The 14,540-nt window shown below is 65.1% G+C and carries 16 protein-coding genes; 11 read left to right on the forward strand and 5 right to left on the reverse strand.

The genetic code is table 11. The features are described from left to right. Positions 1 to 44: 44 nt before the first annotated feature. A complete protein-coding gene (locus QZ471_RS11845) occupies positions 45 to 326 on the reverse strand; it encodes a hypothetical protein (protein WP_295463902.1) in 282 nt (93 codons plus the stop codon). A gap of 171 nt (positions 327 to 497) precedes the next feature. Next, positions 498 to 1,271 carry a hypothetical protein gene (locus QZ471_RS11850; protein WP_295463904.1) on the reverse strand — a complete coding sequence of 258 codons (774 nt, stop codon included), beginning with the start codon at positions 1,269 to 1,271 and terminating at the stop codon, positions 498 to 500. 299 nt (positions 1,272 to 1,570) lie between these two features. On the opposite strand from QZ471_RS11850, the gene htpG reads away from it, so the two are divergent. Continuing rightward, positions 1,571 to 3,475: a molecular chaperone HtpG gene (gene htpG, locus QZ471_RS11855; protein WP_295463906.1), complete on the forward strand. Its 1,905-nt coding sequence runs from the start codon at positions 1,571 to 1,573 to the stop codon at positions 3,473 to 3,475. 55 nt (positions 3,476 to 3,530) lie between these two features. Beyond that, positions 3,531 to 4,268, forward strand: coding sequence for a dienelactone hydrolase family protein (locus QZ471_RS11860; RefSeq protein WP_295463908.1), 738 nt, complete (start codon positions 3,531 to 3,533; stop codon positions 4,266 to 4,268). Positions 4,269 to 4,313: 45 nt separating this feature from the next. Here QZ471_RS11860 and QZ471_RS11865 read toward each other — a convergent pair whose 3' ends face one another. Beyond that, a complete protein-coding gene (locus QZ471_RS11865) occupies positions 4,314 to 4,814 on the reverse strand; it encodes a SprT family zinc-dependent metalloprotease (RefSeq protein WP_295463910.1) in 501 nt (166 codons plus the stop codon). Positions 4,815 to 4,833: 19 nt separating this feature from the next. Continuing rightward, positions 4,834 to 5,454, reverse strand: a complete 621-nt coding sequence (locus tag QZ471_RS11870; RefSeq protein ID WP_295463912.1) for a DNA-J related domain-containing protein — start codon at positions 5,452 to 5,454, stop codon at positions 4,834 to 4,836. Positions 5,455 to 5,551: 97 nt separating this feature from the next. Between QZ471_RS11870 and ttcA the strand changes: the two genes are divergently transcribed. The 9 genes from ttcA (at position 5,552) to QZ471_RS11915 (ending at position 13,794) form a co-directional block, all read left to right on the forward strand. Next, positions 5,552 to 6,376: a tRNA 2-thiocytidine(32) synthetase TtcA gene (ttcA, locus tag QZ471_RS11875; RefSeq protein WP_295463914.1), complete on the forward strand. Its 825-nt coding sequence runs from the start codon at positions 5,552 to 5,554 to the stop codon at positions 6,374 to 6,376. Next, on the forward strand, positions 6,376 to 7,047 hold the full coding sequence (locus tag QZ471_RS11880) for a DNA-3-methyladenine glycosylase I (RefSeq protein ID WP_295463916.1): 672 nt from the start codon (positions 6,376 to 6,378) through the stop codon (positions 7,045 to 7,047). Before ttcA ends, QZ471_RS11880 begins: the two co-directional genes overlap by 1 nt. Continuing rightward, positions 7,044 to 7,808 (forward strand): NAD-dependent protein deacylase, encoded by a 765-nt coding sequence (locus tag QZ471_RS11885; RefSeq protein ID WP_295463918.1) that lies wholly within the window; start codon positions 7,044 to 7,046, stop codon positions 7,806 to 7,808. Before QZ471_RS11880 ends, QZ471_RS11885 begins: the two co-directional genes overlap by 4 nt. 69 nt (positions 7,809 to 7,877) lie before the next feature. Further along, positions 7,878 to 8,549, forward strand: a complete 672-nt coding sequence (locus QZ471_RS11890) for an NlpC/P60 family protein (RefSeq protein ID WP_295463920.1) — start codon at positions 7,878 to 7,880, stop codon at positions 8,547 to 8,549. Between the two features lie 97 nt (positions 8,550 to 8,646). Then, entirely contained in the window at positions 8,647 to 9,183 is a 537-nt protein-coding gene (locus QZ471_RS11895; protein WP_295463922.1) for a C40 family peptidase, read from the forward strand. A gap of 54 nt (positions 9,184 to 9,237) precedes the next feature. Beyond that, positions 9,238 to 9,558: a hypothetical protein gene (locus QZ471_RS11900; RefSeq protein WP_007159236.1), complete on the forward strand. Its 321-nt coding sequence runs from the start codon at positions 9,238 to 9,240 to the stop codon at positions 9,556 to 9,558. A 290-nt stretch (positions 9,559 to 9,848) separates the two neighbouring features. Beyond that, positions 9,849 to 11,075, forward strand: coding sequence for a cytochrome c (locus QZ471_RS11905; RefSeq protein WP_295463926.1), 1,227 nt, complete (start codon positions 9,849 to 9,851; stop codon positions 11,073 to 11,075). Between the two features lie 2 nt (positions 11,076 to 11,077). Beyond that, a complete protein-coding gene (locus QZ471_RS11910) occupies positions 11,078 to 11,554 on the forward strand; it encodes a (2Fe-2S)-binding protein (RefSeq protein WP_295463929.1) in 477 nt (158 codons plus the stop codon). Further along, positions 11,551 to 13,794 carry a molybdopterin cofactor-binding domain-containing protein gene (locus tag QZ471_RS11915; protein ID WP_295463931.1) on the forward strand — a complete coding sequence of 748 codons (2,244 nt, stop codon included), beginning with the start codon at positions 11,551 to 11,553 and terminating at the stop codon, positions 13,792 to 13,794. Before QZ471_RS11910 ends, QZ471_RS11915 begins: the two co-directional genes overlap by 4 nt. Here QZ471_RS11915 and QZ471_RS11920 read toward each other — a convergent pair. Continuing rightward, entirely contained in the window at positions 13,791 to 14,408 is a 618-nt protein-coding gene (locus tag QZ471_RS11920; protein WP_295463933.1) for a DedA family protein, read from the reverse strand. The genes QZ471_RS11915 and QZ471_RS11920 overlap by 4 nt on opposite strands. Positions 14,409 to 14,540: the final 132 nt, after the last annotated feature.

Raw genomic sequence — 14,540 nt, forward strand, 5'->3', positions numbered from 1 at the left:
ACAAAAAAGCCCGCATTAGCGGGCTTTTTTCGTATCCGATCAGCTTACGGCTTGGGCTGGGTAGCCGGCGCGGTGCTGTTGGTGGTACCAGTAGCCGGGTTGACCGAAGTGGCCTCGCCTTTGGATTGCTCCTTGGCGGCCTCGGCGGCGGCTTCATTGCGCTGTTCGGCAGCCTTGTTGCTCTGCTCAGCGGCTTTGTTCAGGTTTTCCTGAGCTTTTTGCTCGGTTTTGGCAGCATCCTGAGCCTTGTTTTCGGAAGGCTTGTCACAGGCGGCGAGACCGAAGGCGGCAGTGAACAGCAGGGCAAGAGCGAAGGGCTTTTTCATGTGTTTTCTCCTTATGAACTACACGACAGCCCGTTCGAGCGCCGGGGTAAAAGTTAAGTTCCTCGCTTCCTCACTTTGATCTGCAGAATTAGGTGCGGCTTCACTAACGAAGACAGGCGTCTAGCTGGGGCTTCGTGGCGTGGAGAGCACTCGCGGCCTGGGTCCGACGCCTCATTGGCTGGTCGGTAGCAGCCCCTGGCCAAGGCTGAACGTCTTGACCTGCAAGCGGCAGCCACCACCGCCCGGCGAGGGCTGGCCCAGCAGCGGAATATCGGTCAGATAGTCGCCGGCGCCATCGACGGTGCAGCCCGCTACATCGGCCGGCGCTTCGCTGAAGCCCCACTTCAGTCCGCCGGACCACATGCAGACCTCCTGACGCTCGTTCCGCCAGCGGGTACAGGGCTGGCCCTGGATCTCGGCTTCGCCCAGCAAGGTCCAGCCAGCGGCCTGGTAGGTCAGTCGATCTTGGTTGCGGGTGGCGTCGTCGATGGCTTCGTAAATGCCGTCCTTGTCTTCGATCTCGCTCTGGTCCTCGTGCGCGTCCAGCGTGATCAGGCAGGTACTTTGCTCATCGTCGCCGGCAGTGCCGAAGCTCCATTGGATCTGGCGCGCGGCCTGGCGGCGGGCATCGATGGCAATGTCGACCTCGCCTTTGCCAAGCTTGGCTTCCTCTTCCGCCGACAGCGCCCGGGTGGGCCAGCCGGAGCCCTGACAGGCGTCGAGCTTCGCCCGATAGTTCTTGAGCACCATATTTTCACCATTGGGAAGCGATTCCCAGGTGAGGACGACATGCAGAGCGGGCAGGGCGCTGATGGCGGCGTTGTTCGTCTGGGGCGCCTCGGTGGCTCGAGGAGCGGTCTTGGCTGGCTCCGCAGGCGGATCGCAGGCCACCAGGGTCAGGGTGGTCGCGAGAAGCAGGGCGGTGGGCAAGGAAGGCTGCGGCATGGGGGCTCCTGGGGCGGCTATCGACCGACGCTCGGGCGTCTCGGTCGCTGGTGCTCGAGCGGCACCATCGGCCGGTAGCCAGGCGCGCGCAATCGGTCAGATTCGCTATTGCCTTGCCAGGAAAGTTGGCTTATACGCCGCCCGCGCGAGGCGCTGGACCCGTCTTGGCAGGAATGGGAAAGGGGCTACGAACGACAGCCTCCCGCCGAGCGCCAGGCTTGAAATACCGCCGTCAGCCCCCATCTCCGCCTCATCGCCAGACCAACTGGTGCGTATCTATCGATAGCGGAGTTCGTAGCATGAGTGTGGAGACTCAAAAGGAAACCCTAGGCTTCCAGACCGAAGTGAAGCAGCTGCTTCACCTGATGATTCACTCGCTGTATTCCAACAAGGAAATCTTCCTGCGCGAATTGATTTCCAACGCCTCCGACGCGGCCGACAAGCTCAGATTCGAGGCGCTGTCCAAGCCCGAACTGCTGGAAGGTGGGGATACGCTGAAGATTCGCCTGAGCTTCGACAAGGAGGCCGGTACGGTCACCCTCGAAGACAACGGCATCGGCATGAGCCGTGAAGAGGTCATCGCCCACCTCGGCACCATCGCCAAGTCCGGTACCGCTGACTTCCTGAAGAACCTCAGCGGCGACCAGAAGAAGGATTCCAACCTCATCGGTCAGTTCGGCGTCGGCTTCTACTCGGCCTTCATCGTCGCCGACCAGGTCGATGTCTATACCCGTCGCGCCGGCCAGCCCACCAGTGAGGGCGTGCACTGGTCGTCCAAGGGTGAAGGGGAGTTCGAGGTCGCGACCATCGACAAGCCCGAGCGCGGTACCCGCATCGTGCTGCACCTCAAGCCCGAGGAGAGCGAATTCGCCGATGGCTGGCGCCTGCGCAATGTGGTCAAGAAGTACTCCGACCACATCGGCCTGCCCATTGAACTGCCCAAGGAGCACCACGGCAGCGACGAGGAGCAGCCCGCCGAGCCCGAGTGGGAAACCGTCAACCGTGCCAGCGCGCTCTGGACCCGTCCGCGTACCGAGCTCAAGGACGAGGACTACCAGGAGTTCTACAAGCACGTCGGTCATGACTTCGAGAATCCCCTGACCTGGAGCCACAACAAGGTCGAGGGCAAGCTCGAATACACCTCGCTGCTGTACGTTCCGGCGCGCGCGCCCTTCGATCTGTACCAGCGCGAGGCGCCCAAGGGCCTCAAGCTCTATGTGCAGCGCGTCTTCATCATGGACCAGGCCGACCAGTTCCTGCCGCTGTACCTGAGATTCATCAAGGGTGTGGTGGACTCCAACGACCTGTCGCTGAACGTCTCCCGCGAGATCCTGCAGAAGGATCCGGTGATCGACTCCATGAAGTCGGCGCTGACCAAGCGGGTGCTGGATATGCTGGAGAAGCTGGCCAAGAGCGAGCCGGAGAAGTATCAGTCGTTCTGGGGCCACTTCGGCCAGGTGCTCAAGGAAGGTCCGGCGGAAGATTTCGCCAACCGCGAGAAGATCGCCGGGCTGCTGCGCTTCGCCTCGACTCACAACGGCGATGATGCCCAGAACGTTTCCCTGGCCGACTACCTCGGCCGGATGAAGGAAGGCCAGGACAAGATCTACTACCTGACCGGCGAGAGCCACGCCCAGATCAAGAACAGCCCGCACCTGGAGGTCTTCCGCAAGAAGGGGGTCGAGGTGCTGCTGCTGACCGATCGCATCGACGAGTGGCTGATGAGCTACCTCACCGAATTCGACGGCAAGCACTTCGTCGACGTCGCCCGTGGCGATCTGGATCTCGGCAAGCTGGACAGTGAAGAAGACAAGCAGGCCCAGGAAGAGGTCGCCAAGACCAAGGAAGGGCTGGTGGAGCGCCTCAAGCAGGCTCTGGATGCCCAGGTTAGCGAGGTACGCGTCTCCCATCGCCTGACCGATTCGCCGGCGATCCTGGCCATCGGCGAGCAGGACCTCGGTTTGCAGATGCGCCGCATCCTGGAAGCCAGCGGCCAAAAGGCCCCGGATTCCAAGCCGATCTTCGAGATCAACCCGCAGCATCCGCTGATCGAGAAACTCGATGGCGAGCCCGACGAGGACCGCTTCGCCGACCTGTCGCACATCCTGTTTGATCAGGCTGCGCTGGCCGCGGGCGATAGCCTCAAGGACCCCGCCGCCTACGTCCGCCGGTTAAACAAATTGCTGGTGGAATTGTCCGCTTAAAGATGCAGAAGCCCGCCTCGGCGGGCTTTTCTCTTTTCACTCATCGGAGGACCCCATGGTCGATGTCACTGTAAAACCCGTTTCCTACGAAATCGATGGGCAGACGTTCGAGAGCCAGCTGGTGTATGCCACCAGTGGTACGCCCACCCGGCCGGGCGTGCTGCTCGCGCCGAACTGGATGGGGGTTTCCCATGGCGCCGTGGAGCAGGCCAAGCGCCTGGCCGAGGCCGACGGCCTGGCCTATCTCGTGGTCGACTTCTATGGCCGTGACGTTCGTCCGCAGAACGCCGACGAAGCCCTGGCGGCCATGACGCCGATTCGCTCCGATCGTGCCCTGCTGCGCCAGCGTATGCAGGCGGCCTATGCCGCGCTGATCGCCCAGGCGGAAACCGCCGCGGTGGACGTCCATCAGATCGCCGCCATCGGCTTCTGCTTCGGTGGTTGCGCGGCGCTGGAACTGGCTCGCGACGGTGCGGCCCTGAGCGCCGTGGTGACCTTCCACGCCAATCTGGACACGCCCAACCCGGCCGATGCGGCTCGCATCACCGGTCCGGTGCTAATCCTGCACGGTGCTTCCGATCCATTGGTGCCGGACGAGCAACTCACCGGTTTCCGCCAGGAGATGGATGCCGCCCAGGTGGATTGGCAACTGCTGAGCTACGGCGGCGCGGTGCATTCCTTCACCGATCCCGAAGCCAATAACCCCGGCAAGCAGCAGTACCACCCGGTGGTGGCCAAGCGGGCCTTCCTGGCGATGCACAATCTGTTCGACGAAGTCTTCGCTCAGGGCTGAGTCCTGGTCTGATCCCGCCGGAGCCGTTCCAGGCTTCGGCAGGTATCAGCCCTGGATGACTTCCTGGGTGAAGTCCAGGGGGCCGCGGCAACGCCGGCAGAGATAGCGGCGCCCCTTGCGTACCAGGGCGTGACGTTGGGCGGTGAATTCGAAGCGACCATCCGGGCAACTGCAGCGATACAGGTAGAGGGTGCGCGTCCGTTGCGGCAATTCGTAGGTGTGGCAGCGATCCGGCGGCAGGCCATAAACCCCCCGCATGATCAGTTGCCACTCTTCGCCATGGGGACGGATGGCTCCACCGAACAGCTGATGAGCCACCAGATGCGCCACCTCGTGGGCCACGGTCTGCTCGAGAAAGTGGGCACGATTTTCCTGGTAGAGCTGCCGATTGAATCTCAGCCGATTCTCGGTGAGATGGGCGACGCCGGCGCGCTGGCCGCGCAAGGCCAGGCTGACTTCCGGACGAGGGAAGCGGCGTTTGAAGAAGGCCTCGGCCTGCCGATAGCAGTCTTCGACCCGTTCTGTGAGTTGTTCAGGCATGGGCAACCTCTGGCGAGGCGAGTGATTATGCCGAAGCCGGCGCCTGAGCCCTAGCGTCCGCGGTCGGCTGATGACCATAGTGACGTCTCAGCGTATCCATGGCGGCATTGATGGCCTGCAGACGGCCGGTGCTGCCGCCATGGTCGGGATGATGCCGGCTGGCGAGTTGCCGATAGCGTCGGCGAATCTGGCCATAGTCCGCCGATCGGTCCAGGCCGAGCAGGCGCAGGGCTTCCAGCAGATCGGACTCGCCATTCACCAGGGCCCAGAAATGATTGAGCAAGTTGGCCACGTCTTCTGGGGTGGTGGTATCCAGCTGGCTGAGGTCCAGGTAATAGGCGCGTAGCGAGTCGGCCACCACCAGGCCGGGGCGGGCGCTGAGATAGGGTCGCAATTCGATGCGCAAGGCACTGATGACCAGCTCGGCGCGTTGTTCGGCACGCAATTCATCGCGCAGGAGATAGAGGGCGTTGAAGACGCGGAAGTGCAGCTGGAAGAGCTCGTAGTTGTCGGTGACCGGGCGCGGTGGCACCAAGGGCGAGCCGGACCGGCGCAGCGCCTGCAGCAGCTCGTATTCCGACAGGCAGGTCCCGGCGCGCAGCAGCTCACGATGCAGGGCCGTCTTCAATTCCAGCGCCTCATTCATGGTCGCTGGTCGCTCCCGGCTGACGTTCGGGGTAGGGCGCGGAGCGCTTTGAGCGTAAAATGCCGGCCTTTCGTTTTTTCCTTTCGCGGATTCATCCATGGGCACCCTTTCGGTCAACCAGAACAAGCTGCAGAAACGCCTGCGCCGTCTTACCGGCGAAGCCATCGCCGACTACAACATGATCGAGGACGGCGACAAGGTCATGGTCTGCCTGTCCGGTGGCAAGGACAGCTACACCCTGCTCGACATGCTGCTCTATCTGCAGAAGGTCGCGCCGATCAATTTCGAGATCGTGGCGGTCAACCTCGACCAGAAGCAGCCGGGCTTTCCTGAACACGTTTTACCTCAGTACCTGAAGGAGCTGGGGATCGAGTACCACATTCTGGAACGTGATACCTATTCCGTGGTGAAGGAGAAGATCCCGGAGGGCAAGACCACCTGCTCGCTGTGCTCGCGCCTGCGGCGGGGCATTCTCTACACCTTTGCCGATGAGATCGGCGCGACGAAGATGGCGCTCGGCCATCATCGCGATGACATGGTAGAAACCTTCTTCCTCAATTTGTTCCATGGCGGCACCCTCAAGTCCATGCCCCCCAAGCTGCGCGCCGACGATGGCCGCAACGTGGTGATCCGCCCGCTGGCCTATTGCAGCGAGAAGGACATCGAGGCCTACGCCGTGCTGCGCGAATTCCCCATCATTCCCTGCAACCTCTGTGGCTCCCAGGAAAACCTGCAGCGCAAGGTGGTTAAGGAGATGCTACTGGAGTGGGAGCGCAAGACCCCAGGCCGTACCGAGATCATGTTCCGCGCGCTGCAGAACGTGGTGCCGTCGCAACTCGCCGATCGCGAGCTGTTCGACTTCGCCAGCCTCAAGGTCGACGACAGCGCCACGCCGCGCTTCGTCCAGGTGATGAATCTCTGATGCGGGATTACGCCTGGCTGCTGGAGTACTCTGTCAATCGCTTCGGCTCGCTGGCCGCCCTGGAGGCGCGCCTGCCGCAACCGGTGGACGCCGCGGCCCTGAAGTCCGTGGGGGATGACCGCTACCTGTCGCTGCTGACCCGGCGCATCTTTCGCGCCGGGCTCAAGCACAGCCTGGTGGACGCCAAGTGGCCGGCCTTCGAGGAGGTTTTCTTCGGCTTCGATCCGGAGAAGGTGGTGCTCATGGGCGGTGAGCACCTGGAGCGGCTGATGCAGGACGCCCGGCTGATCCGCCACCTGGGCAAGTTGCGCAGCGTGCCGATCAATGCCCAGATTATCCTCGATCTGCAGCGCACCCACGGCAGCTTCGGCCGCCTGCTGGCCGAGTGGCCGGAACGGGACATCGTCGGACTGTGGGAGCTGCTGACCAAGCGCGGCAACCAGCTGGGCGGTCTGTCGGCGCAACGCTTCCTGCGCATGGCCGGTAAGGACACCTTCGTCGCCACCGACGACGTGGTCGCGGCGCTCAAGGCGCAGAACATCCTCGACAAGGCACCCACCGCCAAGCGTGACCGGCAGAAGATGCAGGAAGCCTTCAATCTCTGGCAGGAGCAGAGCGGGCGGCCACTGTGTCAGCTGTCGGTGATGCTGGCCCACACGGTGAATCATTGAGCGACGCCCTGGGGCGTGCCCGGCGATTGCTCGAGCGCGCCGAACGGGTGCTGTTCATCACTGGAGCGGGACTCTCCGCCGATTCCGGTCTGCCGACGTATCGCGGCCTGGTCGGGTTGTACAACGGTCTCACCGACGAGGGGATTCCCATCGAGGCGGCGCTGTCGGGCAGCATGCTGCGCCAGCGTCCCGAGGTCTGCTGGCGCTATCTCGCCCAGCTGGGGCGGGCCTGCGCCGCGGCGGCGCCCAATGCGGCGCACCAGGCGATCGCCGACTTCGGCCGCCGTGAGCTCGGGAGCTGGGTATTGACCCAGAACATCGACGGTTTCCATCGCCGCTCGGGTTTTCCGCCCGAGCGGCTGATCGAGATCCATGGCCAGCTGGAGCCGCTGGCCTGCATGGCGTGCGCGCTGCCGGTGGCGGATGCCGGGGCCTGCCTGGCGGGACCGCTACCGCCGCGGTGCCCGAATTGTGGTGGTATCCTGCGACCACCGGTGGTGCTGTTCGAGGAGGCTCTGCCGGGTGCCGAATTGCTACGTTTGCATGCGGCGGTGGATCAGGGATTCGACCTGGTGATCGCCGTGGGCACGACAGCGGCTTTCGCCTACATCCAGGAGCCGGTGGGGCGGACCCTGGCCCAGGGCGGGGACCTCGTCGAGATCAATCCGGACCGTTCCGCGCTGAGCGGTCTGGCGACCGTTCAGGTGAGAAAAAGGGCCGTAGACGTCCTTCCTTGGCTTTTGAGTCACATCGGCGGCTAAAAAAACTTGCCAACTGTGACTCAGGTCGGCAAGGTGTCGAAACTTTGAAAAAACGACACGGTCGTGCCCATGCCAAGGAATCGCCTCGCACCCCTCGTGCCCCTGACGCTGGTCTGCCTCCTCGCCGCTTGCGCGAGTGTCCCGCAGTCCTCCGACGCCGTCGTTGACCAAGCTCGTTCCACCTCCGCGCAGCCGCTGCAGACCGCCGCTCTGCATGGCACGCTCGGCACCTCGACCGGTCTGGAGCCGGCGGCCGCGGAAGCCGAGGGTGCGCAGCCGCGCCCGCCGTTCCCCCACAGCCAGTCGCCGCGTCAGCTCGACTGGGATCGTGAGGTCGGTCCGCGCCAGGCACTGCCGAATCTGGCGGATCAGATTCTCAACCGCGCCACCCAGTTGGTCGGTACGCCCTATCGCAAGGGTGGCAGCACCCTGGCCGGTTTCGATTGCAGCGGTTTCGTCAATTACGTGTTCCGCGAGCGGGCCGGCATGAAGCTGCCGCGCTCCACGCGTGAAATCATCGACCTCCAGGTACCGGTAGTCAGCAAGAACGATCTGGAACCCGGCGATCTGTTGCTGTTCAATAGCAACGGCCGTGGCCGGGTCAGTCACACTGGTATCTACATGGGCGAAGGCAAGTTCATCCATTCCTCCAGCCGTCGTAGCGGGGGAGTGCGGGTGGACAGCCTGGACGACCAGTACTGGAAGGTGAGTTTCCTGGAAGGCAAGCGCGTACTGCGCTGAGGTCTACTGTCGCGATGTTCGCCCGGTAGGCCGCGAGGACCCGTAGGTGCTGCGTGGCAGGCCGACGGCGATCGATGGACAACTAAGGATCTCATCCATGCCGCAGGCGGCTCGCCTAGGATTGTATTGCGTCTTTCTGCTGCTGGCCGCCTGCGCCGGTAGCCCGCCCCAGCCCCCAGCACCAACCGCGCCGGTGGTCTCCCGTCCGTTGCTCGAAAGCCAGGCTCAGGCGGCCAACGACGTGCTTTTCCGGGCCATCGGCCTGGTCGGGACACCCTATCGCTATGGCGGCAACACCCCGGCCGGCGGCTTCGACTGCAGCGGCCTGATCGGCTATGTCTACCGCGACGCGGCGGGGGTCACCCTGCCACGCTCGACTCGGGAGATGATCACCCTGGGTTCGCCCAACGTGGCACGCAATGCCCTGCAGCCGGGCGATCTGGTGTTCTTCGCTACGGCGGGTGGACGCGAAGTGAGCCATGCCGGCATCTACGTGGGCGAGGGGCGCTTCGTTCATGCGCCGCGTACGGGCGGTACGGTGCGGCTGGACAGCCTGGCCAAGCCCTACTGGCAGAAGAGCTATCTGCAGGCCAAGCGGGTGCTGGTCACGCCGAGTCTCGCCGGCGGCTATTGAACCCCGTTCCGCCCGGGCCGCTCGAATGAGTATCCAGCCCGACCGGAGCCCAGCATGCCCCAGGCGATACGTCTGCCGCCCCAGCCGGCTCGTTGCGAGCTGTGCGGTCGGGCGGCGCCGCTCACCCGTCATCACTTGATTCCTCGCTCGCTGCACGACAAGGCCTACGTGCGCAAAAGATTTGACCGCGTCAGCCGCATCACCGCCACCCTCTGGGTCTGCCGGCCCTGCCACAACCACATCCATCAGACCTTCGACGAAAAGACCCTGGCGCTGGAATACAACAGTCGCGAGTTGTTGCTGAGCGATGCCCGCATTCGCCAGTTCGTCGACTGGCTGGCCGCCAAGCCCGATGGCTTCGTGCCCAAGCGTTGAATAATACCACCCCTATAGTTCGGAATTATGCCCTTGTCCCGTCCTGTCCGGTGGGTGCGCGCGCTGCGCTTGCGGGCGAACGATAGCCGGGGCGAGGTGCTAGCCCCCGAGCGAGAATCTGCAGCGAGAGCCTCGTCTGGCTTTGTAAAGCCGCACGTCACGGCCTGAGCGCAAACTGTCGCCTGCATCTCACCTCCGGGGTCGAGTACCGCAAGCAGCCGACTTGCCGATTAGGATGAAGAAAAACCAGACGCAATCGGTCGCCCGGTTCGCGCTCAGAAGGAGAGCCGATGAGATCCCTCGCCCTGTCGTGTCTGGCAGGGACCCTGCTTCTGTCTACCGTCAGCCTGGCGCGGGCGGACGAGACGACGCTGTCGCGTGGCGAGTACCTGACTCGCCTGGGCAATTGCCAGGGTTGTCATACGCGGCCCGACGGCGCGCCCTTCGCCGGGGGTGTAGCCTTCGACACTCCCTTCGGCCGGCTCTATTCGAGCAATATCACCCCTGATCGCCAGCAGGGATTGGGTGCCTGGACGGTAGCGGAGTTTCGCCGCGCGTTGCATGAAGGCCTCGGCCGGAATGGCGAGCAGCTCTATCCTGCGTTTCCCTATACGGCCTATACCCGCCTGAGCGATGAAGACGTAGCGGCCATCTTCGCCTTCCTGCAGGTGCAGCGTCCGATACCCTATGCGCCGCCTGCCAATGCCCTGCGCTTTCCCTTCGATCAGCGCGCGCTGATCCGCGGATGGAAATGGCTGAATTTCACCCCAGGTCCGCTGCCTGCCCTGGCGGATGCCAAGGTGGCGCGCGGTGCCTACCTGGCCGAGGCGGTCGGGCATTGCCAGGAGTGCCATACGCCGCGCACCTGGAGCCAGGGGCTGGACAGAGATCGCGCCTATGCCGGGGCGACCCAGCAGGGCTGGGCCGCCTGGAATCTCACCAGCGATCCGCGCGGCCTCGCTGGCTGGAGCGATGCCAAGCTCGCCAGCTACCTGCGCGAAGGCCATCAGCGGGGCGAGGCGGTGGCGGCGGGGCCCATGGCCGAGGTGGTGAGTGGCGGTACCCGCTATCTGCGCGATGCCGATCTCGGTGCCCTGGTCGCCTACCTGCGAACGCTGCCGGCCAAGCCCGGTGCGGTGCCGGCGCGCGCCGAGGTACAGCCGCCCGGGGAGGGCGGATCACTCAGCGCTGCCGAGGCGGAAAGCGCCGCCCTGTTGCAGTCGGCCTGCGCCAGTTGCCATTCGCCAGACGACCGGGGACCGGCGGGGCCCTATCCCAAATCCTTCAGCAACTATTCGGCGGTGCGCGACCCGGCAGGGACCAACCTGATACGGGTGCTACTCGATGGGATAGACCGTCAGGGGCGTACCGAGCATGCCTTCATGCCGGCCTATCGCGATCTGCTCAGTGACCAGCAGCTCGCCGACCTGGCCAACTACATCGGCCGCCACTTCGGCGGCCAGGCTGCCGACGTCCGTCCCGCGGACGTGGCGGCGGCGCGGGAACAGGAGAAATAGCGGTGGCGGCCATCGAACTCAGGGTCAACGGCGAGGCCAGGCAACTCGACGTCGATCCGCGCATGCCCCTGCTGGAGGCCCTGCGTGACGAGCTGGGGCTCAAGGGGCCGAAATTCGGCTGCGGCCTGGGCGAATGCGGCGCCTGTACGGTGCTGGCGGATGGCAAGCCGGTACGCGCCTGCCTGTTGCCCGCCACCTCCTTCGTTGGGCGGGAGTTGCTCACCCTGGAAGGTTTGGGGACGCCGGAAGCGCCCCATGCGCTGCAGCAGGCCTTCATCGAGGAGCAGGCGGCCCAGTGCGGCTATTGCATCCCGGGCATGGTGATGACCGCCAAGGCCTTGCTCGAGCGGATCCCCGAGCCGAGCGATAGCCAGATTCGCCAGGCGCTGGCGGCCAATTTCTGCGGTTGCGGCACCCACTATCGGATTCTGCGCGCAGTGAAGCGGGCGGCGGTGCTCTTGCGCGAGCGTCAGGCATGAGTCTGTCACGACGCGCCTTCCTCGGTGGTGGGGCGGTCTTGCTGCTCGGGTTGAGTCTGCAGCGCCCGGTCGCAGCCCAGGTGCTACCCACGCCTAGCGATGCCGCCAGTCTCGCCAAGACCCTCGACGAGCGGCAACTGGATGCCTGGCTGGCGATAGACATCCAGGGTCAGGTCACCGTCTATAGCGGTAAAGTAGAACTGGGGACCGGGGTCAGCACGGCGCTACGCCAGATCGTGGCCGAAGAACTCTGTGTGGCCTTCAGTGCCACCCACCTGATCCAGGGCGATACCCGGTTGACTCCCGACCAGGGCATCACCGCCGGCAGCAAGAGTCTGCAGGTGGGCGGTGCGCAACTGCGCAAGGCCGCCGCCAGCGCGCGGCAATTCCTGTTTTTGGAAGGGGCCCGGCGGCTGGGGCTGGACCTGGCGGTGGTGGATACGGTGGACGGGCGCGTGGTGTACCGCGGCGATCCTACGGGGCGCTTCGTCAGCTATGGCGAATTGGTCGGCGGGCGGCCCCTGGGACGGCTGGTGAATCAGGGCGTGCGCACCCGGGCGACCAAGGACTATCGCCTGGTGGGTACCTCGGTACCGCGGGAGGACATTCCCGCCAAGTTGTTCGGCACCTTTGACTACGTCCATGACCTGCGCCTGCCCGGCATGCTGCACGGCTGTGTGGTGCGTCCGCCCTGTACCGGCTCGGCGCGCCTGGCGGGGGTGAGCATTCGTGGCCTCGACGCCAGCGCGCTGCCCGCCGGGGCGCAATTGGTCTACGAGGGCGCCTTCGTCGCGGTGCTGGCGGAGCAGCCGTGGCTGGCGCGGCAAGGCGCGGCGGCGCTACGGGTGGATTGGAGCCTGGTGCCGGACCTGCCGCTACCGGGCGAGCTCTATGGACATCTGGAAGCCAAGGGCGGTCCGGCGGACGTCCAGCAGGAGGTAGGCGACGTCGAGCAGGAGCTGCAGCACGCGGCGCAGCGGCTGACGGCGGAGTACCGCTGGCCCTACCAGAACCACGACTCCATCGGCCCCTCCTGTGCGGTGGCGGACGTGCGCGCCGAAGGTGCCACCGTCTGGAGCGGCACCCAGGGCGTCTATCAACTGCGCGCGGCACTGGCCGAGCTCCTGCGGCTGCCGGAAGACGGCATCCACGTCATCTACCAGCAGGCCTCTGGTTGCTACGGTCACAATGGCGCGGACGACGCGGCGGCCGATGCGGCGTTGCTGTCCAAGCTGTGCGGTCGCCCGGTGCGGGTGCAGTGGAGTCGCGCCGACGAGCATGGCTGGAATCCCAAGGGCCCGGCGATGCTGATGCGCCTGGCCGGCGGCCTGAGCGCCGCAGGCGATCTGCTCGCCTGGCGCTTCGCCAACTGGACGCCTACCCATCTGACTCGCCCCAATGGCCAGACTGGCGCGGCAGCGTTGCTCGCCGGGCAGCTGGCCTACAACCTGCCGCTCAAGGGTGGTCGTGGGGGTGGCAATCGCAATGCGCCGCTGGACTACGATCTGGTCAACATCCAGGTGTCCACTCACTGGCTGGAGGCTAGCGACTCGCCGCTACGGCCCTCGGCCCTGCGCGCCCTGGGAGCGGTCGGCAATACCTTTGCCAACGAATCCTTCATGGACGAGCTGGCGTTGGCCGCGGGCGTCGATCCCCTCGAATTCCGCCTGCGCTATCTGCAGGACCCGCGGGCGCGGGCGGTACTGCAGGCCGCCACGGCCAAGGCCGGTTGGCAACTGGCGCCGGTGCGCAAGTCCGCCTGGGACGGCAGTCCCGCCATCGGACAGGGCCTGGCTTTCCTACGCTACGAAAACGAGAACGCCTATGTGGCGGCGGTGGTGGAGGTGGCGGTGAGTCGGGCGACTGGCATTCGCGTCACCCGGGTGGTGGTGGCCCATGATTGCGGGTTGATCGTGAATCCCGATGGCCTACGCAACCAGTTGGAGGGCTGCGTGGTGCAGGGTATCGCCCGCACCCTCAAGCAGGAGGTGCAGTTCGATCACCAGGGGGTGACCAGCCTGGAGTGGGGCGCCTATCCACCGCTGACCTTCAGCGACTTGCCCGAGCTGGAGCTGGAATTGCTCGACCGCCCGGAAGAGCCCTCGGTAGGCGCCGGGGAGGCCACCACGGCGGCGATCCCGGCGGCCATCGCCAATGCGGTAGCCGCCGCGACCGGCGTACGCCTGCGCGAGGCGCCCCTGACCCGGGCGCGTCTGCTCGCGGCGCTGGCCGACGGCTAGGCGCGCCTGATCCGCTGCTTGAAGAACAGCACCCCACCCGCACCCAGCAGGGCCACCACGCCGGCGCCGATCCACAGCGGTTCGTTGCCGGCGAAGCTGAAGTGATCGACGCCCTTGGCGGCCAGATACCCCGGCGCCATCATCAGCGGCGCCCAGACGATGGCCGAGAGCACGTTGGCCGACTGGAAGCGCAGCTGGTTCATGGCCATCATCCCGGCCACCAGGGGCACGGTGTTGCGGATCATGGTCAGGAAGCGCCCGCCGAATACCGCGAAGAACCCATAGCGGCGAAAGAACAGCCGGGTCCGGGCCACCTGCTTGCGATAGCGGCGAAAGGGCGGTCGGTGGACGATGCTGGGCCCGAGCCAGCGGCCGATGATGTAGGAGCAGATGTCGCCGAGGATGGCGCCGATGATGGCGGCCAGCACCAGAGGTGCCGGGGACAGCACACCCGAGCCGGCCAGGCCCCCGACCACCAGCATGAGCGCCGTAGCCGGGATGAAGACGCCAAGCAACACCAGGGACTCGCCAAAGGCGAGCAGTCCGACGATCAGCGGCGCCCAGGCCTGATGGGTTTCGATGAAACCGAGCAGCGATTGAGTCAAGGATTCCATGGGTGGCCTCTCCTGCCGAAAGTCCTAAGACTACGCGGCGCTCGAAGTCTGCCAGCCGTTTCAACAGCTTGAATCAATTTCCATTGCTGAAAGTGCGCAGGAGCCCGCAATAGACGGGCCCAGGTAAGTCCC

Source organism: uncultured Pseudomonas sp., assembly GCF_913774235.1.
Taxonomy (GTDB): domain Bacteria; phylum Pseudomonadota; class Gammaproteobacteria; order Pseudomonadales; family Pseudomonadaceae; genus Chryseomonas.

Bases quoted from the DNA above. Each gene is read 5' to 3' on its own strand.
- QZ471_RS11920 (WP_295463933.1), bottom strand. From the start codon at position 14,408: ATGGAATCCTTGACTCAATCGCTGCTCGGTTTCATCGAAACCCATCAG.
- QZ471_RS11905 (WP_295463926.1), top strand. From the start codon at position 9,849: ATGAGATCCCTCGCCCTGTCGTGTCTGGCAGGGACCCTGCTTCTGTCT.
- QZ471_RS11850 (WP_295463904.1), bottom strand. From the start codon at position 1,271: ATGCCGCAGCCTTCCTTGCCCACCGCCCTGCTTCTCGCGACCACCCTG.
- QZ471_RS11895 (WP_295463922.1), top strand. From the start codon at position 8,647: ATGCCGCAGGCGGCTCGCCTAGGATTGTATTGCGTCTTTCTGCTGCTG.
- QZ471_RS11860 (WP_295463908.1), top strand. From the start codon at position 3,531: ATGGTCGATGTCACTGTAAAACCCGTTTCCTACGAAATCGATGGGCAG.
- QZ471_RS11890 (WP_295463920.1), top strand. From the start codon at position 7,878: ATGCCAAGGAATCGCCTCGCACCCCTCGTGCCCCTGACGCTGGTCTGC.
- ttcA (WP_295463914.1), top strand. From the start codon at position 5,552: ATGGGCACCCTTTCGGTCAACCAGAACAAGCTGCAGAAACGCCTGCGC.
- htpG (WP_295463906.1), top strand. From the start codon at position 1,571: ATGAGTGTGGAGACTCAAAAGGAAACCCTAGGCTTCCAGACCGAAGTG.
- QZ471_RS11845 (WP_295463902.1), bottom strand. From the start codon at position 326: ATGAAAAAGCCCTTCGCTCTTGCCCTGCTGTTCACTGCCGCCTTCGGT.
- QZ471_RS11900 (WP_007159236.1), top strand. From the start codon at position 9,238: ATGCCCCAGGCGATACGTCTGCCGCCCCAGCCGGCTCGTTGCGAGCTG.
- QZ471_RS11880 (WP_295463916.1), top strand. From the start codon at position 6,376: ATGCGGGATTACGCCTGGCTGCTGGAGTACTCTGTCAATCGCTTCGGC.
- QZ471_RS11870 (WP_295463912.1), bottom strand. From the start codon at position 5,454: ATGAATGAGGCGCTGGAATTGAAGACGGCCCTGCATCGTGAGCTGCTG.
- QZ471_RS11915 (WP_295463931.1), top strand. From the start codon at position 11,551: ATGAGTCTGTCACGACGCGCCTTCCTCGGTGGTGGGGCGGTCTTGCTG.